A 21,970-nucleotide genomic window follows, 5' to 3' on the forward strand; every position below is an offset into this window, starting at 1 on the left:
TGCCACGACCCATGTACAGGAACGCCACGGTGGCGTTGCCAAAATTGAAACTGGAGACATTAAAATGGCTAAATGGGAAATTACCGGCTCTGACGAAGCGGACGTACTGGTCGGCAAAGGCAAAGATGAACTGATTGAGGCCCTGGCCGGCGAGGATCTCGTTGTGGCGGGCGCAGGCGACGACACCGTATTTGGCGGCGACGACAATGACGTCCTGGCCGGCGAGGACGGAGACGACGTTCTGGTTGGCGACCGCGGCAACGACATCATGCTCGGCGGCAACGGCTCCGACAGGATGATCTGGAACAACGGCGACGGCACCGACATCATGGAAGGCGGCGCAGGCTACGACACCGCCGAAGTGAACGGCTCCGACGACCTCGGCGACGAGTTCCTGCTCGCCTCCAACGGTGACCGCCTCGACTTCCAGCGCGTCAACTTCGGTCAGTTCTCCCTCGACATCGGCAGCACCGAGAAAATGATCGTAAACGGCCTCGGTGGCAACGACATCATCAACGCCACCGGCCTCGACGCGGGTCTGGTAAAACTCCGCGCCTATGGTGACGACGGCGACGATGAGATTTTCGGCTCCCAGGGCGACGACTACCTCAAGGGCGGCTCCGGCGAAGACCTCATCGTGGGCAACCGCGGCGACGACAAAATGTACGGTGGCTCTGGCGATGACACCATGGTCTGGAACAACGGCGACGGCTCCGACCGCATGGACGGCGACAGCGGTTACGATACGGTTCAGGTCAATGGCGCCGACGGTGCGGGCGACGCCTTTGAGATCCGTTCCAACGGCGACAATGTCGAGTTTGAGCGCGTCAACCTTGGGCCCTTCACCCTCGACATCCGCGACACCGAACAGCTTGAGGTCCGCGGCCAGGGCGGAGATGACAGCATCGACGCCAGCGATCTCGACGCCGACGCCATCTATCTCAAGGTCTATGGCGGCGACGGTGACGACGAAATCTCCGGCTCCCAGGGCGACGACTACCTCAAGGGCGGCTCCGGCGACGACCTCATCGTGGGCAACCGTGGCGACGACAAAATGTACGGCGGCTCCGGCGACGACACCATGGTCTGGAACAACGGCGACGGCTCCGACCGTATGGACGGTGACAGCGGCCACGACACGGTTCAGGTCAATGGCGCCGACGGTGCGGGCGACGCCTTTGAGATCCGCACCAACGGCGACAATGTCGAATTTGAGCGCGTAAATCTTGGGCCCTTCACCCTCGACATACGCGACACCGAACAGCTTGAGGTCCGCGGCCAGGGCGGAGACGACAGCATCGACGCCAGCGATCTCGACGCCGGTCAGATCAAACTGCGCCTCTATGGCGGCGACGGCGATGACACCATCACCGGCAGCGAAGGCAGGGACTACATAAACGGCGGCAACGGTGACGACCTGATGACCGGTGGTGACGGCGCCGACACGTTCCTCTTCCGCCGCGGCGGGGACACCATCACCGATTTCGAAAACGGTGTGGACCGCATCAAGATCTCCACAGGCGACGAATACGACAGCTGGGACGAGGTCTTCGCAGTAGCCACCCAGGAGGGCAAAGATGTGGAAATCGACTTCGGCGGCAACGACGTGCTGACGCTGGAAAACTTCGACATCGACAACCTCGACGCGAGCGACTTCCTGTTCTGATCCATCACCCGGGTCACGGCCCTCAAAACAGGGACGCGTCGCCACCAGGCGGCGCGTCACCGTCCCGCCCCATCGGCAGGGAAGCGCCTACTTGGAAAACCACATGCATAATTTCACCAAAACTGTTGAAACCATGCCAAAATCCCCTCCTAATGAAAATAATACAGCCGGAGCTGACGCCATGAAAACCATCGAGATCTCGTCCGAGTACAGCGTCACCTCCCAAATCACGGTGGAGGACGTTCAGACCATCAGCCACCTCGGCTTCCGCGCGATCATGTGCAACCGTCCCGACAATGAGGAACCCGGCCAGCCCCGCGCCCAGGATATCGGCGCCGAAGCCGAACGCCTCGGTCTCAAATTCTCATGGGTTCCGGTGGAAACGGGCCGGATCCAGCCGCAGAACATCCTGGATTTCAGCTCCGAACTGCAACGTCTGCCCAAACCCGTGCTCACCTACTGCCGCACCGCCGCGCGCTGCACCCACCTCTTCGACATGGCGGGGCTCTAACCCCTCACCGCACCCGCCGGTCCACACTCGCCGGCCGCCCCGGCAGAGACAGCGCCGTCGGCACCGTTGACCTCTGCGCCACAACCTTACCCTTTGCGATCACAGCCCGCCGGTCGGCCCTCAGCCGCAGCGCCTCAATCGGGTTCCCGGCATCGAGCACCACCAAGCTGGCCACCGCACCCTTTTGCAATCCGTAATCCGCCAGTCCCATGATCGCCGCATTCTCTTCCGTTACCATGCGGAAACAGTGCGCCATGTCCTCCGGGCTCGTCATCTGTGCCACATGCAGACCCATAAACGCCACATCCAGCATGTCCGCCGTGCCCAGCGAATACCACGGGTCCAAAACGCAGTCCTGCCCCCAGCCCACACGGATCCCGTGCGCCCGCATCTCCGGCACCCGCGTCAGCCCACGCCGTTTCGGGTAGGTGTCATGCCGCCCCTGGATCACGATATTGATCAGCGGATTGGGAATGACCGAGACCTCCGCCTCCGCAATTAACGGCAACAGCTTGGAAACATAGTAGTTGTCCATTGAATGCATCGAGGTCAGATGGCTCCCCGCCACCCGTCCCTGAAGCCCCAGGCGCTGCGTCTCATAGGCCAGCTGCTCAATATGCCGCGACTCCGGATCATCCGTCTCGTCACAGTGCAGATCCACCGGCAAACCACGTTCAGCCGCAATTTCACACAGCTCCGTCACCGACCGCCGGCCATCCGCCATGGTACGCTCGAAATGCGGAATGCCGCCCACGACATCCACACCCATATCCAGCGCCCGGATCGTATTCGCCCGCGCCGTTGGATCACGATAAAATCCGTCCTGCGGAAACGCCACCAGTTGCAGGTCAATGTAGTCCTTCACCCGCTCCCGCACCTCGATCAGCGCCTCAACACCCAAAAGCCGGTCATCGCAGGTATCCACATGCGTCCGAATGGCCAGAAGCCCCATCGACACCGCCCAATCGCAGTATTCCAGCGCCCGCTCGACCAACGCCTCGTGGGTCAAAATTTCCTTTAGCTCCCCCCAGAGCGCGATCCCTTCCAGCAGCGTGCCCGACGCATTGATCCGCGGCGTTCCGTAGCTCAGCGTCGCATCCATGTGAAAATGCGGATCGACAAAGGGCGGCGACACCAGGCACCCGCCCGCATCCACAACTGTTCCGGCCCCACCGGAAATCCCCGGGGCCACATCCACAATCCGGTCGCCCTGAATGGCAATATCCGCCTGCCGGCCATCCGGCAAAACCCCACCCTTTACAAGAACATCCAGACTCATCTTTCACCTTTGCGATACGGCACCATCAGCGCCTTTGGATAACTCGCCCGCCGCGCCACGACGATCAGCGCAACAATCGACAGGATATAGGGCAGCATCAGGAACACCTGATACGGAATGGCCTCCACGATCCCCTGCAACCGCACCTGATAAGCGTCAAACGCCGCAAACAACACCGCGCCCAGCAACGCCTTGCCCGGTCTCCACGACCCAAACACCACAAGCGCGATACAGACCCAGCCGCGCCCGTTCACCATCTCAAAGAAGAACGAGTCAAAGGCCGACATGGTCAGAAACGCGCCTCCAATTGCCATCAGCCCGGACCCCACGGCCACAGCACCCATCCGCACCACCGTCACGCTGATCCCCTTGGCCTCCAGCGCATCCGGGTTCTCCCCCGCAACCCGAACCGCGAGCCCCAGTGGCGTGCGGTACAGTAGCCAGCCCACCACGGCCACCATGACAAAGGCCAAATATGTAAACGGCGTCTGCGTGAAAAACGCCTCTCCAATCACCGGAATATCCGACAGCCCCGGCACCGACCAGGGCTGAAAAGCCTCAATCTTCGGCGGCGACGTCACCTCCGGCAGCGCAATACGGTAAATGTAGTAGGTCAGACTGGTCGCCAGCAGCGTCACGCCAATCCCCGTCACATGCTGCGACAGCCCCAATGGCACCGTCAGCAACCCGTGCAGCAGCCCATATACCACGCCCGTCAGACCCGCAACCGCCACTCCGGCCCAGAGATCAAACCCCAGATACACCGTGAACCAGCCGCTGAACGCGCCCGCCACCATGATCCCCTCGATGCCGAGGTTCAAAACCCCCGCCCGTTCACAGATCAGCTCACCCAGCGTGGCAAAAATCAGCGGCGAGGCAATGCGGATGGCAGCAGCCCAGAAACTCGCGGTCAGAAGGATTTCAAACGCGTTCATATTACCGCCACCTGATCCGATACCGCGTCAGCATGATCGCCGTCACCATGGTCAGCAGCGCCGTCGCCGTCATGACATCCGCAATATAGGACGGCACACCGGACGACCGGCTCATCGCATCCGCGCCGACAAAAATCCCCGCCACAAAAATCGCCGAGGCAATCACACCCAACGGATTGAGCATCGCCAGCATCGCCACCACGATCCCCGTGTAGCCAAACCCGGGCGACAGATCGAGCGACAGGTTTCCCTTCAGCCCCGACACCTCCGACACACCGGCAAGCGCCGCCAGACCACCCGACAGGATCGCCGTGCGCGCCAGCACCCGGTTCACCGGAATACCCGCAAACCGCGCCGCCTCCCGGTTCAGCCCCACGGCCCGCATTTCATAGCCCCAGACCGACCGCGCCATCAAAAGCCACACGCCCACAGCACAGATCACCGCCACCACAAATCCGTAATGCAACCGCTTGCCCTGAATGATCCTGGGCCACTTCGCCTCGGACACCACCGGGCTCGACTGCGGCCAGCCCATGCCCATCGGGTCCTTAAGAGCACCCTCCAAAAGCATGGAAACAAACAGCAAAACAATGAAGTTGAGAAGCAGCGTCGTGACCACCTCATCGACCCCAAACCGCGTCTTCAGCACCGCAGGCCCCAGCAGCAAAAGCCCACCGGCGAAGATCGCCACCAGCGCAATCAGCGGGATCAAAACCACCGACGGCAACGGCAACGCCCCGGTGCCCAGCACCACGGTCACCACACCCCCGATATAAAGCTGCGCCTCCGCCCCGATGTTCCAAAGCCGCGCCCGAAACGCCACCGCAATGGCCAGCCCCGTGAAAATCAGCGGCGTCGCCCGCGTCAGCGTCTCCAGGAACGCAAACCACGACCCCGCCGCACCCTGGATCACCAGGCCAAACACCCCGAAGGGCGAGGCTCCGGCCACCATCGCAAGGGCCGACGCCACCACGAGCGTTGCCGCAATCGCCAGGGCCGGAAACCCGACCGTGCGCCCCATGCTGGGCTCAACCGGTTCAAGCCGCATCGCCAAACCCCTCACCGGCCATCCGCGCGCCAATCTGATGTGCGGTCAACTCACCCCGCATCGTCGGCATGGACAGCCGCCCGCCCGACATCACCTGGATGCGGTCTGACAGCATCAAAATCTCGTCCAGATCCTCGGAAATCAGCAAAATCGCCGCCCCCCGCGCCCGCGCGTCCAGAAGCCGGTTCTGCACATAGTTCACCGCCCCCACATCGAGCCCCCGCGTCGGCTGGCTCGCCAGAATAATCGGGGGATTGCCGTCAAAGGCCCGCCCCAAAATCAGTTTCTGCATGTTCCCGCCTGAGAGCAGCCGCGCCCGCGTGCCAGGACCGGGACATTTGACCTCATAATCGCGGATGATCTCCCGCGCGAACTCATCCGCTGCCGATTTGCGCATCCACCCACGCCGGCTGAAGCGCTTTTCGCGATACGCCTCCGAGATCAGGTTCTCCGCCGCCGAAAAATCCCCGATCACACCAACCGCGTGCCGGTCCTCCGGAATACGCGCAATTCCCTGCGCCAGCGCATCCCGCGGTGACCACTCCCGCAACTCCCGGTCCTGCACCACAAAGCGCCCGGATTCAGGCGAAATCATCCCCGACAAAAGCCCCGCGAGCGAGGTCTGCCCATTGCCCGCAACCCCAGCAATACCCAGGATCTCACCGCCCATCAGCTCCATGTCGACCCCGCGCAGCGCCCCCGCCACCACATCGTCGAGCAGCACAAGCGGCCCATGCACGGCCGTTTTCGTGATCCGCGGCGCCTCGATTTCCGCGCCCACCATCAGCGCGGCCAGATCCCGCTCGCTCGCCCCTTCCGTCCGGCGCTCCCCCACCAGATGCCCGGCGCGCAAAACCAAAACCCGGTCGGCCGCGCTGCGCACCTCATGCAGTTTATGGGATATAAAAATGATTGAGAGACCACTCGCAACCAGTTGTTTCAGGGTATAAAAAAGACCGTCCGACTCCTGCGGCGTCAGCACCGCCGTCGGCTCATCCAAAATCAGGATACGCGCCTCCAGGTAAAGCGCCTTGAGGATTTCCACCCTCTGCCGCTCGCCCACCGACAGGTCCGCAACCCGCGCATCCGGATCAATTTTCAATCCAAAATCCGCGCTCATCTCCGCCAGCCGCCGCCGCACCCGCCCCCGGTCGAGCCGCCATGAGAACAGCGGCTGCGTGCCCAGCGCGATGTTCTCCAGAACCGTCATGTTCTCGGCCAGCGTGAAATGCTGGTGGACCATCGCAATTCCGGCATCGAGCGCCGCCCGGCTGTCCCCCGGCGGCAGCGTCCGTCCAAACGCCTCGATCGTCCCGTGATCGGCCACATATTTGCCGAACAGGATATTCATCAGCGTGGTCTTGCCCGCGCCGTTCTCACCGAGCAGGGCAATCACCTCGCCCGCCTTCAGGTCAAACGAGATCCCCTCGCAGGCCTTCACGGAGCCAAAACGTTTGGAAATGGTCGAGAGGTGGAGAACCACCTCCCGGTCGTCGTCCCGCATCAGGAGGACTTCGGCTCTTCGTCGTTCACCTCAACGACAAGACTGCCATCCAAAATGGCCGCCTGTTTTTCCGCCACCAGCTCCATCGCCGGTTCCGGCACCTTGCCCTCAAACGTGCCGAGCGGCGCCAGCGAACAGCCACCGTGCTGCATGTAGGAATAGATGCCGTAGTCATCCGCACCAAACGTGCCCTCACGCACCTTCGCGATGGCCGTGTCGAGCGTCGGCTCAAAATGCCACAGGGCGCTTGCAACAACCGTGTCGGGATAGTCCGACTGGGTGTCGATCACGTTGCCAATAGCCAGCAGACCCTTCTCCTTCGCCGCATCCGATACGCCGAACCGCTCCGCATAGAGCACGTCCGCGCCCGCATCGATCTGGGCAAAGGCGGTTTCCTTGGCCTTGGGGGGATCGAACCACGATCCGATGAAGGCAACCTGGAAGATGATGTCCGGATTGACCTCCCGCGCGCCCGCCATGAAGGCGTGCATAAGCCGGTTCACCTCCGGGATCGGGAAGCCGCCAACCATGCCGATACTGTTCGACTTGGTCATGGCTCCGGCAATGATTCCCGACAGATAGGACGCATCCTGGATGTAGTTGTCAAACACCGCGAAGTTCGGCGTCTCCTCATCCGGCTTGAAGGACGAGCCCATCAGATACGCCGTATCGGGGTAGTCCCGCGCCACACTGCGCGCGGCCTGCTCCACGGCGAAAACCTCACCGATCACCAGGTCATGCCCGGCCTCGGAGTATTCACGCATCACCCGCTCATAGTCGGAGTTGGAGGTGTTCTCGGAATAGACATACTCGATGTCACCCCGCTCCTGGGCGGCATTGGCGGCAAGGTGGATGCGGCTCACCCACTGCTGTTCCACCGGAACGGTATAGATCGCAGCCACCTTCAGCGGGTCGGCCGCGAAAGCCGGCCGGGCAATCCACGGTGCCGCCAGGGTTCCCGCCCCGACTGCCAGTACGCCCCGTCGTGTCCAGACCGATTTTTGTGATGTCATGATGTCTTCCTCGTCAGATCTTCGCTGCGGAGGTTGGCACCACCCCGCCCCAAAGGGCAAGACATTCCTGCGTCTAAATTAAGCAAATGCCGCGTTTCGCAACTTTAGGCGGCAGAACTGCCCTCATTCCGTTCAGGAATGATCTGCATGACAATTCCCGCCACCAGAAGCCACAGGCTCGACACCAGCAGAGCCGCCTCCACCGCCCCCGGCGGCTGCATGTCCACCGCCACCGACCACGCGGCCAGCAGGAACCAGAAGAACATCACCGGCAGATTGAACCGCCGCCAGCGCACCGTGCGCACCGGATGAATGAACTTCAGCGACGTAAACTGCCCCAGCGACAGCGCCACCACGACCACCAGCGTGACCCAGTGCGCGGGCTGAAACACGAACAGAACCAGCAGAGGCATGTGCCAGACCGCCGGGAAGCCCACAAAGGAATTGTCCTTCGCCTTCATGCGCGTATCGGCAAAATACACCACACTGGTCAGCGTCATCATAAACACCGCGAACATCCCCATCGCCCCGGGCAGCAGCCCGGAATAATAGAGCGCGAAGGCCGGAATGAAGACGTAAGTCAGGTAATCTATCACCAGGTCGAGCAGGGATCCGTCCCAGTTCGCCGCGTTTTTCTTGATGTCCACCTTGCGCGCCAGCGGCCCGTCGATCCCGTCAACGATCAGCCCCACTCCGAGCCAGAGAAACATGGACAGCCAGTTCCTGTCCGCCGCCCCCAGCATCGCAAGGAGCGCAAAAACCGCGCCGGTTCCGGTGAAAAGATGAACCGCAAATGCCGAAGGTTTGGTAGCCATCCACCCGGGATAAGGGGAAAGCGGTGGAAGTTAAAGGCGTATCTTTGCCACGGATCCCCTGAACCGGGATCGCAAATGGAGGGGCTCCGGGGGAGCGCCTCGCGATCCTGTCGGCCGCAGGGCTGTGCCCGGAGGTCGAAGGGGGCTGTCACCGAACCGGACGCCTGGATCGGGACGCGGCTGTCCTGGCTGTCGCGTGTGCGCGACTGCCCCGGCAAGGACAGTCGCGGCCCGATTTGCCGCGTGTCAAATCGGGCTGAACTCCACCGTCCCGCTCCAAATACCATTATCGCCAGTCGCACGCCGCCCCAACCCCCACCCATCTTGCACCGCCCGTCCACCTGCCCCATTCTGACCGAAACCCGCCGCCCATATGGAGACCGTCATGCGCATCACCCTGGCCGCCCTCACCGTCGCAGCCCTCACAGCCCTCCCCGCCCTGGCCGATCTCCCCGACCTTGAGGGCCGTGAGGTGGTTGTCGTCACCGAAAACGCCTACCCGCCGCTCCAATTCGTCGAGCCCGGTACTGGAGAGGCCGTCGGCTGGGAATACGACGCCATGGCCGAGATCGCGGCCCGCCTCAATTTCACCCCAGTCATTGAGAATTCCAGCTGGGACGCCATGATCCCCGCGGTCTCGGAAGGCCAGTACGACATCGGCATGACCGGCATCACCGTCCGCGAGGACCGCGCCGAGGTCGTGGACTTCTCCGATCCCTACATGCGTTCCGAAATGTTCATGCTGGTGCGCGCCGACGAAACCCGCTTTGACGATGCCGCCAGCTTCGCCGCCTTCGAGGACGGCCTCGCCGCGGCCCAGCCAGGCACCACGCCCTTCTATGTCACCGTCTACGACGTACTCGACGGCGACGAGGCCAATCCCCGCATCAAGCTTTTCGAGACCTTCGGCGCGGGCGTCCAGGCCCTGCGCTCCGGTGACGTGGATCTTGTGCTGACCGACGGCACCGCGGGCCAGGGATACGTGGACGCCAACCCCGACACCTTCAAACTCACCGGCGACGCGCTTGGCTCCGAGGATTTCGGCTTCATCTTCCCCAAAGGCTCCGACCTGGTGGAGCCAGTCAACGCCGCCATCGCGGAAATGCATGAGGACGGCACCATCGACGCGCTGAACAAAAAATGGTTCCTCGACTATAAAATGGGCCAGTAACGCCCCCCGGCGCCGCCCCGTGCCCCCCTCAAACAGCCCAGGCGCGCCGCCAAAGCGCGCCCGGATCTTTCATATCTGGCGCACCTTTCCCTGGTGGCTGCTGGTGGCCTGCGCCGTCACCGGCTGGTTTATGGTCGCGATCGTCACTGACGAGATGTACGCGCAGATCCTCGCGACACTGGCCAAGGGCATCCGCATCACCATTTTCGTCACCGTGGTCTCTTTCACTCTGGCAAGTCTGCTCGGCCTCCTCCTCGCCGTCTGCGTGCTCTCAAACTCGGTCATTCTGCGCCAGACCGCTCGCTTCTATATCGAGATAATGCGCGGCATCCCCATCCTGGTGCTGCTCTTCTACATCGCCTTCGTCGGCGCCCCCGCTCTGGTCGGCCTCATAAATGCCATCACCACACCGCTGGGGTTCGAGGAAATGCAGACCCGCGACCTCTCCCTCATGTGGCGGGCCATCCTGGCGCTCACACTCGGCTACGCCTCCTTCATCGCCGAGGTTTTCCGCGCCGGCATCCAGTCCGTCGACCAGGGCCAGCTCGAAGCCGCCCGCGCCCTCGGCCTCACCCCCTGGCAACGCTTCCGCCTCATCACATTACCACAAGCGATCCGCACCATCCTGCCCCCCCTCGGCAACGACTTCATCGCGCTGATCAAGGACAGCTCCCTCGTCTCCGTCCTCGGGGTCGCCGACATCACCCAGCTCGGCAAAATCTACGCCTCCGGCTCGTTCCGGTATTTCGAGACGTATAACGTGGTGGCGATCATCTACCTGATTATGACGGTGGGTCTGTCATTAGCGCTCAGGGGACTGGAGCGGAGGATGCGGGCGGATCGGGACCGGAAATAACCCGTTCCACCTCAACACACCCGCCCGGCGTTTACGCCGGGCAGCGCCAACCGCCCCCATGGGCGGCGCTCCGCTTCGCCCGCGGTCGTCGCTGCCCTCATCTCATGGGCACAAATGCCACGTTCTTCAGCCCCGAAACCAAACACCCAATCAAACCCGCAGCTTCGTCACCGTCTTCTCAACCGTCCCCTCCACCCGCCTCAGGGACACCATCTCGCCAAACCCGATCTCCAGCCAGTCCTCCCCCTCATCCGTCAGCGGCTCCGAGGCGAAAATCGCCAGCGTCGCCTGATCCTCCGGACAGGCGTCAACCTCATAGGTACCCTCATGGTCCTCGAAATTCCGGCCCATCAACAGATACATCGGCTCCAGGAGCATCGACAGCGCCATGTCCCCCTCACCACCGGCACCAGGGCGCAGGGCCTTCCAGTCACCCGCCGGATCCGTCTCCCCGTCGCGACCACAGCCGTAATTCACGCCAATAATGCGCCCCGGCGCGGCAAGCGCGATCTTCAGCTTGGTCAGCGCGGCGAGGTCAAGCCGGCCCATCGCCTCAACCACAACCTCCAGCATCCGCTCAAACCCGGCCTGAACCTCCGCGTCACTGTCCCCCTCAAGCAGAGACAGCAGCAGAACATAAAGAAACTCCGTGTCCGTCGTCCCCCGCATCTGCTTCAGATACCGGTCCTGACAGTGCGGCAGAAGCTCCCGCTGCAACAGCCGCCAGTTGGGCAGAGCTCCGTTCTGGGCCATGATCCAGGGCGTGCCGTCAAAGGAAAACGGATGACAGTTCTCATCCGTCTGCACCACGCCCGAGTCGTACCCCGACGCCCGCACATGCGCGAGCAGCGTATGGGCCTGCAAACTCGGGATCACCCCCGGCGCATTGTCATCGTAAAACGCGGCCTTGGGCCGGTGGTAAAGAAGTGGCTCCTCCGTCTTCAGCAGATGCCCGCTCCAGACACCAAATCCCCATCCGGCCAGTTGCAGATGCGGATGCAGCTCCGGATCAAGGCTCTGGTTCACCAGGCTGTTCTCCGGCTCCAGGAGCAGCTTCCCAAGAGGAATTTCCGGCCCGATATATGCAAGCACGCGACACATGTTTTCTCCAATCCGCTCTGACATCCGTGGCCAAAACCCGCACAATGCGTTCCCGGCCATCCGCAAAACCAAAGCGCCGGAACGGAATAAAGTTCCCCCGCGCCACGCCCGCCGCCGGGCCGCGTCACGGACAAACACCTGAAAATACGGGAAAAACGTCAAAACAAATGCGCCGCCCGTGTGGGTTGTCGGGCGGCGCAATCCGGGGTGAACGCCAAGGAGGGACGACGGAAACGGCGTATCTCACCCCGGTCCAGGCCCCTCATGCGGAAAAATGAGGGGACCTGTTACAACTCTGTCGAGAGCCGGATCAGTGGCAGTCCGGACGCGTACCGGGCAACAGGACCTTGTCGATCACATGGATCACGCCGTTGTCGGCCTGGATGTCCGCGATCACCACATTCGCCATCTCACCGGTTCCGTCCGCGATCATCACACCGTCAGCCGATTTGGTGATGCAGAGCCGCTCGGAGGCCAGCACCGGCTGGAAATAGTTCGACCCGTCGGGAATACCCGAGGCCGGCAGGTTCCGGTCATCCACGTGATAGAGCAGAACATTGGTCAGCTGCTCCTTGTTTTCCGGCTCAAGCAGTGTCTCTACCGTGCCATCGGGCAGGGCTGCAAACGCGTCATTCACCGGCGCATACACCGTGAACGGCCCCTCACCCTTCAGCGTATCCACCAGGTCCGCGGCGGTCACGGCGGCAACCAGCGTCGAGAAACGCTCGTCGCCCGCGGCGATGTCCACGATGGACTGGGCGGAAGCGGCGGAGGCTGTGCAGGCCACCACGGCCGCGGCTTTAAGAGTATTGGAAAGCATCGTCTGAAATCTCCCTGTAATGCTCATGCGAAGTTGCATGTGCACGGTATTACGGGCCGGAATTGCGATCGGACCACCGCGTCACGCGTCCGTGACGGATCGTGATCGCATCCCGAAAGATCCGGCTCCAAACCCGCGACGGAACCCCGCCGCCCATCCGTTCAGATACCAGGGAGCAGCCAGAGGAGCGCGACATGATAGAGCCCGCCCGCAACCGTGGACTTGCAGGAGACCTGCCCGACCTGATCGGCCGAAGCCGCCTGCTCGACATCATGAGCCGCCTCGGCGCCGCGGTCCTCGCCAGCCCGGCTGCAACGTTCGAATGCGCCACCACCCCCTGGCACACCACCGGCACCTTGCGCGATGACGGCCATGACACACTGAACGACCTCACCGTCGCGGCCCTGACCGGGGGCGGCATCATCCGCCGCGACCTGCGCCCCTCGTTCGGCAACCGAAACGGCAAGGCCAGCGGCCCGCCCCTGACCCTCCACATCACCCTCATCTCCGACCGGGATCGCACGCCGCTCCCCGGTCACGTCATCTATCTCTGGCACTGCGACACTGCGGGGCGCTATTCGCTCCATGACGTGCCGGACGCCAACTGGCTGCGGGGCGTGGGCATCGCGGACAATAACGGCCGCATCCGCTTCACCACCATCCCGCCCGGCCGCCATGACGCCGGGCCACCGCACATGCATTTCGAAATCTTCCCCAGCGCCTTCCCCGCCATCTCCGGGGCCCCCTCCATCCACACCGACCGCATCACCCTGCCCCCGGCCCTGTGCCAAAGCGCCGGGGCCACCACCTTCCACACCGAATTGACCGTCCCGGCCGTCCGCCACATGCCGCCGCCGCAGCGACACAGCCACAGGCCCCTTCCCACGCTGCCCTGAAAAGTTGATAACAACCCCCGTCAGGGGCCACAGCGCAGGGAACAGCCATGAAAACCACCATCCTCGGAGGCGTGCTATTCATCGTCCCCCTCGCCGTTGTTCTGATCCTGTTGGAGAAGCTCTTTCACTTCAGCATGATCGTCGCCCGTCCCCTGGAAAAGCTCCTGCCCTTTGGCCATGTGGGCGGCATTGCCGCGGCGAACCTGCTCGCAATTTTCCTGATCGTGCTGGTTTGCTACCTGGCCGGTCTCTTCGCGAAAGCCGCCTTCATCCGCCACCATGTCGACCGTCTCGACAATATCCTGATCAACCTGGTGCCAGGCTATGCCGCAACCCGGGGCGTCATCGGCGGCATTGCCGAGGGCGACGGCGACAGCCTCGTCCGCCCCGTTCTCGTGAAGTTCGACGACCAGGACGCCATCGCCTTCGAGGTCGAACGGGACGACACCCGCGTCGCCGTATTTCTGCCCGGCTCCCCCAGCCCCTGGACCGGCTCCACCGCCATTGTCGGCGTGGACCGCGTGACCCCGCTCAACCTTCAGCCCCACCAGGCCGTGGCCCTTCTGCGGACCATGGGTCGCGGCTCCCTGGCCGCCACGCAACCCACGACGGAAACCTGACCGGGAACCAAATCCTCACGTCGGCGTTAACCTCCCACAACACGGAGCAGCAACAGAACGGAGGATCTCCCCATGCATTCCATCATCTATCTCGTCGGTCTGGTGGTTATCGTACTCGCTATCGTAGGCTTTGTTCTCTGATCAAAGCCTTTCCGCACCCCGCGGAAATCAGGGGACCCCAAAACCGGCATCTGACAATTGCGGAACTTCCGCGACATCAGCGCCTTTACATCGAAACATTCAAACGTCCCGTGACCGCCGCCGTCGCATCCGCCACGGCCGCACCAGTCTGAGGTGAACCATGGTTGCAGCTGTTGCCACCACCACCGCAGCGCACAGGATCTGTTTCGAAACCGGTCCCATCGTGCCCTCAATCAGCAGGGCATGCACCACGGTAGAGCCAACCACCATGGCGGCCAATGCGTTATGCACAACCCGCCAGGTGGACGCCCGCCACCCCAGCCGCCTCCGCGCGGCCACCAGTATGGCCGTGACAATCACTCCCCAAAACGCAGTCACCCCGTAAACCGAAAACGGCGTCGGCGAGACCAGCAGCAGCGCATCGACGGTATCGGGCGGGCTTGTCACATAGAGCCCCGCCACATGCAGCAGCACCGCAACCACGATTCCCGCACCCAGAGCCCGATGCAGCCACCGCGCCAGAACCGGTCCCGGCCCCGGCAGATATCCCGCCGCCAGAAGCGGCTGGAACAGCAGCATCGCCAGCCCCAAAATCCCGGCCAGCCCCGCCATGATATAGGCCGGGTTCCGCCCCGGTAGCCAGGGACTGTTGAGCGCCACCACCACCGGCACGGTGACCAGCGCGGCCAAAATACCCCAAACGGCCCAGGCTAACCCGGGCCGATCCTCAAAAAACGTCTGACGTGAGGTCATGCCACCTCCCGCACTGATCGCGGTTTAAACCGGCGCCAGCACGAAATCCGCCCGAACACTGGTATCACTGGCACTGCCCATCACGGGCCGCAGGAACACCGCCTCAAACTGCCCGTCATCATAGGCCAGATGCGCATGCGGCTGCCCGAAATTCGGCACGATCTGATCCATTTCCAAAACAAACGAGCCATCCGCTGCCGTCATGACGCTGCCATGATTGCCCGGCTCCCGCTCGCCACCCCGCGTCGTCGCGGCCCAGATCTGAATGCGCACATTCGACAGCGGCTCACCGCCCCCGGCCTGCCGCACGGTCCCATGCACATGAAACCCCGACCCCAGCCGGTCCACCAGAGGCGCGTTCGGCCGGTAATTATTGCTGCCGCCGCGCATCGTCCGCGTAGGCTCCAGCCCACCCGCCGCCACCGCCGGCCGCACAAATCCCGGCACACCCGCCCCCATCAGGGCCATTCCGCCCAGTGCCGCGGCTCCTGTCACCAGCGACCGTCGTGTAATAAATTCCGAACCCATCCTGAAACCTCCTCGCAAATGCTGAAAAAGACCATGGATCAAAAGATCCATCCGGGAACCTTGGGGCTATGGTAACGAACCCCACCCCCCAAAACCATTCACTTTCCCATTATCTGGAAGTGCGGCCGGATTCCTGTCCCACCCGAAAGCAAGGCACCCCGCGAGCCCAGCCATTCACTGCCCCCACAATCCGCAGGGATTTCCGGCTCTTTGCAGGTTTCAGGCGATGGTCCAGCGGCTTCCCCGGCGTGTCGGCACGACACGCCATGTCCGACTTTCCCCCCGGGAGGACATCCCCAACGTCAGCCTCTGCCCAGTGGTTTCGAAGGTTTACTCGACCCGCGCCCAACAACCGGCGCGAAGCCCTCCCAAAGCCGGTCATGGCGCGTCCCGTCTCGCGTCAGGACAGATGTTGAAGAAGAAGCAGGTTCGCCGACATTAACCGACAACGGCATCCAATCTGCCGGAACATTCGCGCTCGAAACGCCCCTCACCGCTCCGTAAACTTGATCTCAATCCGCCGGTTGCGCGCCAGGGCCTCGGGGCTGTCGCCTGTGTCGACGGGTTGGAACTCGCCAAAGCCCGTTGCCGCCAGCCGGTCCGCGGGGATGCCCTGCTGGTCAATCATGTAGCGCACCACGGACAGGGCCCGGGCCTGGCTCAGTTCCCAGTTGTCGCGGAACTGCCGCCCCGGACCCAGCGGGATTTTGTCCGTATGTCCGTCGACCCGCAAAATCCAGTCGATCTGCGCCGGCACCTCGTCGGAAATATCGCGGATAACCTGCGCCACCCGTGCCACCTGCTCGCGGCCCTCGGCGTTGAGATTGGCCGACCCGGTGGAGAACAGAACCTCACTGTCAAACACGAACCGGTCGCCCACGACCTGCACGCCCTCGCGCGCACCCAGAATGCGGCTCATCCGGCCAAAAAACTCGGAGCGGTAGCTCTCCAGGTCCTGCGCCTCCTCGCGCAGAGCCTCGGCCTCAATCCGCAACCGTTCGGCCTCCCGCGCCTCAAGCTCGGCCCGCGCCTTCTCCTCCGCCGCAACCCGCGCCAGAGCGGCGTTGAGATTGGCTCCCAGGGTTTCGATCTGCACCTGCGCCGCGATCTCCTCGGCCAGCGAGTCGTCCAACAGCCCCTGCAACTCATCAAGCTGCGAGCGCAGCTCCGCCGTCTGTTGGTTCAACAAAGCCACCTGCCGCTGCGCCTCGGCTGAAATCTCCTCCTGCTCAGCCAACAACGCCCGCGCCTGGGCCATCTCCGCCCGGTGCTGATCCGACGCCGACAACGCGGCCTCACCCGCCTCCTGGTACTCGTCCCGCGCCGCTTCCGCCGCGGCGAGCAGCGTCAGGGTATCCTCCGCCCGCTGCCGTTCCCGCTCCAGGTTCAGCGTCATCGCCGTCAGTTCCGCATCCGCATTGGCCAGCCGCTCGCGCAGCGCCTCCGCCGCGGCGGCCTCGGCAATCCGCTCCTTCTCCGCGTCCGACAGTTCCTCGGTCTGGGCGGCCACCTGCGCCTGCAACTCATCCCGCTCACCGGCCAGGGCATCGCGGTCACTCTCAAGCGACGCCACCAGGTCCTCAAGCGCCTCGCGTTTTGCTGCCGCCAGCCGCGCCTGTTCCACGCCCGCGTCGATCTCTTCCCGCGCCTGGGTCAGCGCCAGCTCCAGCGCCTCCTGCGCGGTCAGGAGCTCCTCATTGGTCTTCCGCGCCGCAGTCAGATCGCCGGTCAAAGCCTCATTGGCCTCCCGCGCGTCACTCAGATCCCCGGTCAGGGAAGCGTTCGACGCGATCAGGGCCGCAATGCGCTCCTCCCGCTCCTCCAGCGTCCCGGCCAGACTGGCATTGCGCTCCAAGAGGCTCGCCACCCGCGATTCATACGCGCGGATCTCCTCCTCCGCCGCATCACGCTCGGTGGTCAGAGTCGCGACGAGGTTCTCCTGCGTATCCGCCCGCGTCCGCTCAAGCCCCAGCGCATCCGCCAGGTTCGCCACCTGCAACGACATCTCGCCCAGTTCCCGCGTCTGGCCCGTAATGGTGTCACGCAACACGAACTGCACGATCATGAAGATCGACAGAACGAAGAACAGCACCAAAATCAGCGCCGTCATCGCATCCACGAATCCCGGCCAGATCGTGTTGGAAAAGCGTCCCGATGCCCTGCGGCTCAAAGCCATGTCTAGAGATCCCTGTGTGCCGCCACGGCGCGCAGCGCCTCAGCCAGGGCGGCAATATCCTGGCGGATTTCCGTGACCAGATCCTGACGCCCGGCGGACAGATCCTCAAGAATACGCAGAACCTGCGTATCAATCGACCGAAGCCGCGCCCGCGTTTCCGCATCCAGCTGCCCGGCATCCTCATCCTGGGCCTCCAGGATCGCGGCCACACGCTCCTGCGCCACGGCAATACGCTCGATCATTTCCGGCTGGATCGGATCGGGGCGCGGCTCGGCCAGTTTCTCGACCAGCGCCGAGATCTGCGCCTCAGTCGCCTGCGCCCGGTGCACGTTCTGCTCCACAACCTCGCGCAGCCCGTCAATCTGCTCCGCCGTCTGCCCGATCACGGCCAACACGTTTCCGGCGGTCAGCGCCTCCTCGTTCTCAATGCCTGGCAGACCGATCTTGGTGATCGAGGACAGCCATTCCTCCAACTCCCGGTAGAACCGGTTCTGCGCGTGACTGGCAAACAGTTCCAGCAAACCCACGACAAGCGATCCGGCCAGACCAAGCAGCGACGAGGCAAAGGCCGTACCCATGCCGCCGAGCTGTTCCTCCAGGCCCAGCATGAGGTTGTCGAACACCTCAATTGCGCTCTGCCCCTCCTGCGGGGCCAGCGACCGGATGGTATCGACCACGGCCGGAACAACCGTCGCCAGACCATAGAACGTGCCCAAAAGACCAAGGAAAATCAGAAGGTTGATCAGGTACCGGGTCAGATCCCGCTGTTCCTCGATCCGGGTCCCGACGGAATCGAGAATGCTGCCCGTGGAGGTTGAGGTCAAAGCCCGCCGCGCCTGACGGCTCGACAGCAGCGCGGCCAGCGAGGCCAGAAGCCGCGGCGCGCGCGTAAACTCGTGCCCCGGCCGGTCCAGCGCAAAGCTCTCAATCCAGCTGACCGAGGAAATCAGCGTCCGCACCTGCCAGAAAGTCGCAAAGACCCCGACCAGAAAAACGAACAGAATGAACCCGTTAAGGTAGGGCGAGGACAAAAACACCGGCGCCACCGCCGGATACATCAAAACCGCAACACCCGCGGTCAGACCCAACACGATCAGCATCAGAACGATCTGACGCACCGGCTGGGAAAACTGGGGTTCCGACTGGTGACTCAACATCATGTTCCTGGCCATATATTGCCTATTCTCCGATCATGGCCCATAACCAGCCACCCGTGTCTTTCATGGACCATCAGGTCGTTCAGAAAACGTTAATCCATAAAATTTTTCATTAAAGCCTGTAACCCGCAAGACACCTGCTGAAAAGGACCAATAATCATGGATAGCCTCGGCTCACCCGCACTGGACGCCATCGGCGTACCCGTCATCGCCCTGCTCGCCTTCGCGGTCATCCTGATTTTCACGGTGGTCAAATCCGTGCCGCAGGGAGAGAACTGGACGGTGGAACGCTTCGGCCGCTACGTCCGCACGCTTCAGCCCGGACTGCGTTTTCTTGTCCCGATGATTGACCGGATCGGTTCAAAAATCAACATGATGGAAACCGTCCTTGATATCGAGGAACAGGAGGTCATCACCCGCGACAACGCCATGCTCGTGGCCGATGCCGTCGCGTTTTACCAGGTGGTCGACGCCTCCCGTGCGGCCTACGAGGTCCGCGATCTCGACCGCGCCCTGCGAAATATCAGCCAGACAAACATCCGCTCCGTGCTCGGATCGATGGATCTTGATGAATCTCTTTCTAATCGCGACGCGATCAATATACGGCTTCTGTCGGTGATCGACGCCGCGTCCAATCCCTGGGGCGTCAAGGTCACCCGTGTTGAGATCAAGGACCTGGCACCCCCGCCCGACATTACCGAGGCCATGGCCCGCCAGATGAAGGCCGAACGGGACAAGCGCGCCGAAATTCTCACCGCCGAGGGCCAGAAAGCCTCCGCCATCCTCAAGGCCGAAGGTGAGCGCGAGGCCCAGATCCGCGAGGCCGAGGGCCGCAAGGAAGCCGCCTTCCTCGACGCCGAGGCCCGCGAACGTCTGGCCCAGGCCGAGGCAAAGGCCACCACAATGGTCTCCGAGGCCGTCGCCCGCGGCGACATCCAGGCCCTGAACTACTTCGTCGCGCAAAAATACACCGAGGCCCTGCGCGACGTCGCCGCCTCCCCCAACTCCAAAACCGTCATGGTCCCTCTCGAGGCCGCCAGCCTCATCGGCGCCATCGGTGGCATCAGGGATCTGACGGACTTGCTTGGCCAGAAAGGAAACGGCTGACATGGAACCCGCAGAGGTCGCATCCGCCGTCTCGCCCTGGTGGTGGCTCGGCGCGGGCATCGCCTTCGCCGCTTTGGAAATGCTCACCGCCACGACTTACCTCATCTGGCCCGCCCTTGCGGCCATCGTGGTGTTCGTCACGCTCCTCCTGATCCCCGGCCTCAGCCTGATGGCCCAGCTGACGATCTTCGCCCTGCTGACAATCGCGCTCGTGTTTGTGGGCAAGGCGCTGTTCTTCCGCAAAAAAGCCACCGACGCCGCCGCCCGCCTCAACGACCGCACCGGCACCATCATCGGCAAAACCGGCACCATCGACCGCGAGGGCCACTCGGAGCCAAAAGTCATCATTGACGGCATCCCCTGGCCCATCCGCGAACCGGACACGCCACTCGCCCATCACACCAAAGTCCGTGTCACCGCCAAGGACGGCATTGTCCTCGAGGTCCAGCCCGTCACAAAATCATAAAAAAAAGCGGTCAGGAAATTCCCAACCGCTTTCGTCAAACACCGCAACCGGCCCGTCATTCAGAAGCTGCTGCCTGCTGACTTTCACGGTACTGTTCCAGCGGTGACGCCTGATCCACACCAGCCGTAGCGGCCTCAAGTCCATACGGATCCGCAACGCCAAGACCTTCAGTATGCGCCGCCAGACCGGCCACCATGTCACGGGCCATAAAAACCGCCTGCTGGGCAATCGCATAGGCCCGCTCGGAATCGATCAGAAAATCGGTTTCCTCTTCGCCAACGCTGAAGTCGTGCCGCACCGCCGGCGCGTCCACGGACGTGCCATGCCCAAACGTCAGGGATCCGCCGCCCTCGAGACCATCGCCCTCGTCGCCGGTGCCGATCAGGCCGTCGACAACCTCCTCAACCGGCGCCACCGCGTCCGGCCCGGGTTCATTGACCCCGGTATCGCCTTCATTTCCACCAAGCAATCCGTCAACAACGGGATCAACAACCCCACCTACACCACCAAGTAAACTCATTCTGCCCCCAATTCAGTCAGTTTTCGTCACAACTGAACTAGCACGCCCGAAGTAAAACTGATAATTAACAAAATTCTAAAGGTAAACGTCCAGGTTTACGCGAAAAAACACCCCAAACAGCGCAAAAATCCGCGAAGTCGCCGTCACTACAGGACTTTTCACGACGCATTCAATTTTACCCGAATACGCCTCAAACCCGTCGCAAATTCTATTAACAAACGCCGAATTAAAATCCGGCCTTTTTACGGCCTCAGCCGCCCGCACTCCCCCGCACCATCCCGGCCAGTTCATGCAGTTCCGCGTCATGAATACCCAGCGCCTCCAGGCTCGCGACCGTGTTCATCAGGTAATCCGCATTCGGACCCCGCGTCCCGGCCGTGCGCGCTATGATCGCCGCCTGCGACGCCAGATCCAGCGCCCCCGCATACTGGTCATGGTCGCGGTTCATCACATAGGTCACCGCCCGCAGAACACGCCCGTCCCCCGCCTCCACATCGAGCCAGGCCTCGTCATAGGCATAGGAAATCAGCTCCCGCTCCCGCAGGTACTCCAAAACCGCATCCGCCACCTCATCGGCCACGCGGTAAATCACCCCCTCACAGGCCCCCTGGCCATCCTCATCGAGCGCCAGAACCAGGCCCGGATCCTCCGCCGTGCCCCGGTAATGGATCGACGTCATGCAAAACGCCCGCCGGTATCCGCGCAAAACCGCAAGGGTTTTTTCCTCATACGCAAATCCCGGATCCCAGATCAGGGACCCGTATCCAAACACCCATAGCGCGCCGTTCCGGTTTTCCACTGTTTCTCCACTTCCCGCCGGGGTATGTCCGGCACTGTGCTATAACGGTTTCGGTCCCAGGTGGAAACGGCACGCATCACAATTCGGG

22 protein-coding genes are annotated in these 21,970 nt (G+C 62.8%); 8 read left to right on the forward strand and 14 right to left on the reverse strand.

All coding sequences use genetic code 11. The features are described 5' to 3' along the window. The first annotated feature begins 64 nt into the window (after positions 1-64). Positions 65-1,666 carry a calcium-binding protein gene (locus ACP15P_RS03235; RefSeq protein ID WP_424927055.1) on the forward strand — a complete coding sequence of 534 codons (1,602 nt, stop codon included), beginning with the start codon at positions 65-67 and terminating at the stop codon, positions 1,664-1,666. Positions 1,667-1,847: 181 nt separating this feature from the next. Continuing rightward, on the forward strand, positions 1,848-2,177 hold the full coding sequence (locus ACP15P_RS03240) for a protein tyrosine phosphatase family protein (RefSeq protein WP_424927056.1): 330 nt from the start codon (positions 1,848-1,850) through the stop codon (positions 2,175-2,177). 4 nt (positions 2,178-2,181) lie between these two features. Here ACP15P_RS03240 and ACP15P_RS03245 read toward each other — a convergent pair whose 3' ends face one another. The 6 genes from ACP15P_RS03245 to ACP15P_RS03270 form a co-directional block, all read right to left on the reverse strand. Then, complete coding sequence (locus tag ACP15P_RS03245; RefSeq protein WP_424927057.1) at positions 2,182-3,456, reverse strand: amidohydrolase family protein; 1,275 nt, start codon at positions 3,454-3,456, stop codon at positions 2,182-2,184. Continuing rightward, positions 3,453-4,391 carry an ABC transporter permease gene (locus ACP15P_RS03250; RefSeq protein ID WP_424927058.1) on the reverse strand — a complete coding sequence of 313 codons (939 nt, stop codon included), beginning with the start codon at positions 4,389-4,391 and terminating at the stop codon, positions 3,453-3,455. The genes ACP15P_RS03245 and ACP15P_RS03250 overlap by 4 nt, the downstream gene beginning before the upstream one ends. Before the next feature lies 1 nt (position 4,392). Next, positions 4,393-5,439, reverse strand: a complete 1,047-nt coding sequence (locus tag ACP15P_RS03255; protein WP_424927059.1) for an ABC transporter permease — start codon at positions 5,437-5,439, stop codon at positions 4,393-4,395. Next, on the reverse strand, positions 5,429-6,943 hold the full coding sequence (locus ACP15P_RS03260; protein ID WP_424927060.1) for an ABC transporter ATP-binding protein: 1,515 nt from the start codon (positions 6,941-6,943) through the stop codon (positions 5,429-5,431). The genes ACP15P_RS03255 and ACP15P_RS03260 overlap by 11 nt, the downstream gene beginning before the upstream one ends. Further along, positions 6,943-7,956 (reverse strand): BMP family protein, encoded by a 1,014-nt coding sequence (locus ACP15P_RS03265; protein ID WP_424927061.1) that lies wholly within the window; start codon positions 7,954-7,956, stop codon positions 6,943-6,945. The genes ACP15P_RS03260 and ACP15P_RS03265 overlap by 1 nt, the downstream gene beginning before the upstream one ends. Positions 7,957-8,060: 104 nt before the next feature. Beyond that, positions 8,061-8,771 carry a CDP-alcohol phosphatidyltransferase family protein gene (locus tag ACP15P_RS03270; RefSeq protein ID WP_424927062.1) on the reverse strand — a complete coding sequence of 237 codons (711 nt, stop codon included), beginning with the start codon at positions 8,769-8,771 and terminating at the stop codon, positions 8,061-8,063. Between the two features lie 385 nt (positions 8,772-9,156). Between ACP15P_RS03270 and ACP15P_RS03275 the strand changes: the two genes are divergently transcribed. Together ACP15P_RS03275 and ACP15P_RS03280 are read left to right on the forward strand one after the other, a co-directional pair. Continuing rightward, positions 9,157-9,942: a transporter substrate-binding domain-containing protein gene (locus ACP15P_RS03275; protein ID WP_424927063.1), complete on the forward strand. Its 786-nt coding sequence runs from the start codon at positions 9,157-9,159 to the stop codon at positions 9,940-9,942. A 64-nt stretch (positions 9,943-10,006) separates the two neighbouring features. Beyond that, positions 10,007-10,798 (forward strand): amino acid ABC transporter permease, encoded by a 792-nt coding sequence (locus ACP15P_RS03280; RefSeq protein WP_424927296.1) that lies wholly within the window; start codon positions 10,007-10,009, stop codon positions 10,796-10,798. Between the two features lie 150 nt (positions 10,799-10,948). Here the strand turns inward: ACP15P_RS03280 and ACP15P_RS03285 are convergent, their stop codons facing one another. Further along, positions 10,949-11,899, reverse strand: coding sequence for a class II glutamine amidotransferase (locus tag ACP15P_RS03285; protein ID WP_424927064.1), 951 nt, complete (start codon positions 11,897-11,899; stop codon positions 10,949-10,951). Positions 11,900-12,209: 310 nt separating this feature from the next. Further along, on the reverse strand, positions 12,210-12,719 hold the full coding sequence (locus ACP15P_RS03290; RefSeq protein ID WP_424927065.1) for a fasciclin domain-containing protein: 510 nt from the start codon (positions 12,717-12,719) through the stop codon (positions 12,210-12,212). A gap of 194 nt (positions 12,720-12,913) precedes the next feature. Here ACP15P_RS03290 and ACP15P_RS03295 point away from each other — a divergent pair, with 194 nt between their 5' ends. Further along, positions 12,914-13,615, forward strand: coding sequence for a dioxygenase family protein (locus tag ACP15P_RS03295; RefSeq protein WP_424927066.1), 702 nt, complete (start codon positions 12,914-12,916; stop codon positions 13,613-13,615). A gap of 47 nt (positions 13,616-13,662) precedes the next feature. Next, positions 13,663-14,235 (forward strand): DUF502 domain-containing protein, encoded by a 573-nt coding sequence (locus tag ACP15P_RS03300; RefSeq protein WP_424927067.1) that lies wholly within the window; start codon positions 13,663-13,665, stop codon positions 14,233-14,235. A 240-nt stretch (positions 14,236-14,475) separates the two neighbouring features. Here ACP15P_RS03300 and ACP15P_RS03305 read toward each other — a convergent pair whose 3' ends face one another. The 4 genes from ACP15P_RS03305 to ACP15P_RS03320 form a co-directional block, all read right to left on the reverse strand. Beyond that, entirely contained in the window at positions 14,476-15,129 is a 654-nt protein-coding gene (locus ACP15P_RS03305) for a ferric reductase-like transmembrane domain-containing protein (protein WP_424927068.1), read from the reverse strand. A 24-nt stretch (positions 15,130-15,153) separates the two neighbouring features. After that, entirely contained in the window at positions 15,154-15,657 is a 504-nt protein-coding gene (locus ACP15P_RS03310; protein ID WP_424927069.1) for a peptidase associated/transthyretin-like domain-containing protein, read from the reverse strand. 490 nt (positions 15,658-16,147) lie between these two features. After that, complete coding sequence (locus tag ACP15P_RS03315; RefSeq protein ID WP_424927070.1) at positions 16,148-17,833, reverse strand: peptidoglycan -binding protein; 1,686 nt, start codon at positions 17,831-17,833, stop codon at positions 16,148-16,150. Between the two features lie 2 nt (positions 17,834-17,835). After that, positions 17,836-19,005, reverse strand: a complete 1,170-nt coding sequence (locus ACP15P_RS03320; protein WP_424927071.1) for a biopolymer transporter ExbB — start codon at positions 19,003-19,005, stop codon at positions 17,836-17,838. Positions 19,006-19,149: 144 nt separating this feature from the next. Here ACP15P_RS03320 and ACP15P_RS03325 point away from each other — a divergent pair, with 144 nt between their 5' ends. After that, a complete protein-coding gene (locus ACP15P_RS03325) occupies positions 19,150-20,097 on the forward strand; it encodes an SPFH domain-containing protein (protein ID WP_424927072.1) in 948 nt (315 codons plus the stop codon). A 1-nt stretch (position 20,098) separates the two neighbouring features. Next, the gene (locus tag ACP15P_RS03330) at positions 20,099-20,563 is read left to right on the forward strand and encodes an NfeD family protein (RefSeq protein WP_424927073.1); all 465 of its coding nucleotides are present in this window, start codon (positions 20,099-20,101) and stop codon (positions 20,561-20,563) included. 55 nt (positions 20,564-20,618) lie between these two features. Here ACP15P_RS03330 and ACP15P_RS03335 read toward each other — a convergent pair whose 3' ends face one another. Continuing rightward, the gene (locus ACP15P_RS03335) at positions 20,619-21,083 is read right to left on the reverse strand and encodes a hypothetical protein (RefSeq protein ID WP_424927074.1); all 465 of its coding nucleotides are present in this window, start codon (positions 21,081-21,083) and stop codon (positions 20,619-20,621) included. A 250-nt stretch (positions 21,084-21,333) separates the two neighbouring features. Next, positions 21,334-21,882, reverse strand: a complete 549-nt coding sequence (locus ACP15P_RS03340; protein WP_424927075.1) for a gamma-glutamylcyclotransferase — start codon at positions 21,880-21,882, stop codon at positions 21,334-21,336. Between the last annotated feature and the right edge of the window lie 88 nt (positions 21,883-21,970).

Source organism: Amaricoccus tamworthensis (assembly GCF_049800875.1).
GTDB lineage: Bacteria > Pseudomonadota > Alphaproteobacteria > Rhodobacterales > Rhodobacteraceae > Amaricoccus > Amaricoccus tamworthensis.

Coding starts and splice junctions, on each gene's coding strand:
- ACP15P_RS03235 (WP_424927055.1), top strand. CDS start 65: ATGGCTAAATGGGAAATTACCGGCTCTGACGAAGCGGACGTACTGGTC.
- ACP15P_RS03240 (WP_424927056.1), top strand. CDS start 1,848: ATGAAAACCATCGAGATCTCGTCCGAGTACAGCGTCACCTCCCAAATC.
- ACP15P_RS03245 (WP_424927057.1), bottom strand. CDS start 3,456: ATGAGTCTGGATGTTCTTGTAAAGGGTGGGGTTTTGCCGGATGGCCGG.
- ACP15P_RS03250 (WP_424927058.1), bottom strand. CDS start 4,391: ATGAACGCGTTTGAAATCCTTCTGACCGCGAGTTTCTGGGCTGCTGCC.
- ACP15P_RS03255 (WP_424927059.1), bottom strand. CDS start 5,439: ATGCGGCTTGAACCGGTTGAGCCCAGCATGGGGCGCACGGTCGGGTTT.
- ACP15P_RS03260 (WP_424927060.1), bottom strand. CDS start 6,943: ATGCGGGACGACGACCGGGAGGTGGTTCTCCACCTCTCGACCATTTCC.
- ACP15P_RS03265 (WP_424927061.1), bottom strand. CDS start 7,956: ATGACATCACAAAAATCGGTCTGGACACGACGGGGCGTACTGGCAGTC.
- ACP15P_RS03270 (WP_424927062.1), bottom strand. CDS start 8,771: ATGGCTACCAAACCTTCGGCATTTGCGGTTCATCTTTTCACCGGAACC.
- ACP15P_RS03275 (WP_424927063.1), top strand. CDS start 9,157: ATGCGCATCACCCTGGCCGCCCTCACCGTCGCAGCCCTCACAGCCCTC.
- ACP15P_RS03285 (WP_424927064.1), bottom strand. CDS start 11,899: ATGTGTCGCGTGCTTGCATATATCGGGCCGGAAATTCCTCTTGGGAAG.
- ACP15P_RS03290 (WP_424927065.1), bottom strand. CDS start 12,719: ATGCTTTCCAATACTCTTAAAGCCGCGGCCGTGGTGGCCTGCACAGCC.
- ACP15P_RS03295 (WP_424927066.1), top strand. CDS start 12,914: ATGATAGAGCCCGCCCGCAACCGTGGACTTGCAGGAGACCTGCCCGAC.
- ACP15P_RS03300 (WP_424927067.1), top strand. CDS start 13,663: ATGAAAACCACCATCCTCGGAGGCGTGCTATTCATCGTCCCCCTCGCC.
- ACP15P_RS03305 (WP_424927068.1), bottom strand. CDS start 15,129: ATGACCTCACGTCAGACGTTTTTTGAGGATCGGCCCGGGTTAGCCTGG.
- ACP15P_RS03310 (WP_424927069.1), bottom strand. CDS start 15,657: ATGGGTTCGGAATTTATTACACGACGGTCGCTGGTGACAGGAGCCGCG.
- ACP15P_RS03315 (WP_424927070.1), bottom strand. CDS start 17,833: ATGGCTTTGAGCCGCAGGGCATCGGGACGCTTTTCCAACACGATCTGG.
- ACP15P_RS03320 (WP_424927071.1), bottom strand. CDS start 19,005: ATGGCCAGGAACATGATGTTGAGTCACCAGTCGGAACCCCAGTTTTCC.
- ACP15P_RS03325 (WP_424927072.1), top strand. CDS start 19,150: ATGGATAGCCTCGGCTCACCCGCACTGGACGCCATCGGCGTACCCGTC.
- ACP15P_RS03330 (WP_424927073.1), top strand. CDS start 20,099: ATGGAACCCGCAGAGGTCGCATCCGCCGTCTCGCCCTGGTGGTGGCTC.
- ACP15P_RS03335 (WP_424927074.1), bottom strand. CDS start 21,083: ATGAGTTTACTTGGTGGTGTAGGTGGGGTTGTTGATCCCGTTGTTGAC.